The organism is Bacillus sp. AP50 (assembly GCF_040492675.1).
In the GTDB taxonomy this organism is placed as follows: domain Bacteria; phylum Bacillota; class Bacilli; order Bacillales; family Bacillaceae_G; genus Bacillus_A; species Bacillus_A cereus.
This window is the reverse complement of record NZ_JBEUTW010000766.1, coordinates 1-1135: the sequence shown is the minus strand read 5'-3', so window position 1 is coordinate 1135 and position 1135 is coordinate 1. Positions and strand designations below refer to the sequence as shown.

The following is a 1135-nucleotide window of genomic DNA, read 5'->3' as shown; positions in this document are numbered from 1 at the left end:
AAAAAGAGCACCATGCATCAGTGCCCTTTCAGATAGGAGGTAACACTTTGAGTTGGATACTTAAAAAGTATATGGTATAGAAGAGAAATACGACCTAAAATTTATTATCAACTCAATACAAAAGAGCAGTTAACGAAGGTTAACCGCTCAGTCCTCAGAGAAAGGAAAAAGAACATTACAGATGTCAATGTGAATTCAAGCTGTATCAGCCCATTTATAGTATCGGACATAATTAAAAATTTTATTCGGATAAACCAAATAAAAGAGCAGCTAGCAAGAGCTAACTGCTCAACCCTCGACCAAGAGAGCTAGAGTGGGAAGAATTTAAAGCTGACTTTTTACAGTCCTATATAGTATCGGTGAAATATAGAATTTTATTCGTGTGAAACATAAAAAGAGCAGCTAGTAAAAACTAGCTACTCAGCCTTCGGGTATGAAGGGAAATCAGAAACTGTATATACATTATTAACGGAATATTGGGTTTTATTCAGGAGTTAGAGGAAAATGAATAAATTTAGACTGTTCCAACTTGGTTTTGGTCTGCAACATCAGAATCAAATGTGTTTGTTGCACTAACACCGTTAAATGTATTGAGAACAAAAGCAACGTTAGATGAACCTGAACCATTATAAGCTTTTGTATTTTCTTTTGGAGAAACGTTATAAAAATCACCTAAGTTGAAAGAACCGTTACTATTTTGCACAACCATATTTCCGACAATAGATGGCATAGCTTTCACCTTCTTTCCTAGGAAGCATTTAAATTAGTATATGGTGTATGCGTCTAGTGGTTCATCTGAAACTGAGAATTTTGAAATGAAGTTTGATTGAAAATCTAATAAAATAATCCTTTTGAAATTATATAGGTACAATTCACATTTGAGCCGCTTTTTGAATGTAAGAAGGTATTAAATTAATAAAAACGCCTAAAATGGAAAAAAACTGTTTTATAAGAAGGAGTGAGAGGATTGGATAATTTAAAGAAAAAGAAACTAAAAAAAGCAATTGCTCGTCGGACAAAGGTTATACAAAAATATGAGAAAGACAGAATAGATAAAGCTTGGAGGAATCTTTTTATACAGACAAGTATAATGTAATAAATATAGTCCGGCTAGAAAACTAGAGGACACCAATTC

General features: G+C 33.0%; 2 protein-coding genes. One reads left to right on the top strand and one right to left on the bottom strand.

Features of this window, described 5'->3' with window-relative positions:
- Positions 1-514: 514 nt before the first annotated feature.
- Positions 515-730: a spore germination protein gene (locus ABWK52_RS29305; RefSeq protein WP_001139345.1), complete on the bottom strand. Its 216-nt coding sequence runs from the start codon at positions 728-730 to the stop codon at positions 515-517.
- A 237-nt stretch (positions 731-967) separates the two neighbouring features.
- Between ABWK52_RS29305 and ABWK52_RS29300 the strand changes: the two genes are divergently transcribed.
- Positions 968-1096 (top strand): DUF3983 domain-containing protein, encoded by a 129-nt coding sequence (locus ABWK52_RS29300; RefSeq protein ID WP_353772376.1) that lies wholly within the window; start codon positions 968-970, stop codon positions 1094-1096.
- Positions 1097-1135 lie beyond the last annotated feature (39 nt).

Bases quoted from the DNA above. Each gene is read 5' to 3' on its own strand.
- ABWK52_RS29305 (WP_001139345.1), bottom strand. From the start codon at position 730: ATGCCATCTATTGTCGGAAATATGGTTGTGCAAAATAGTAACGGTTCT.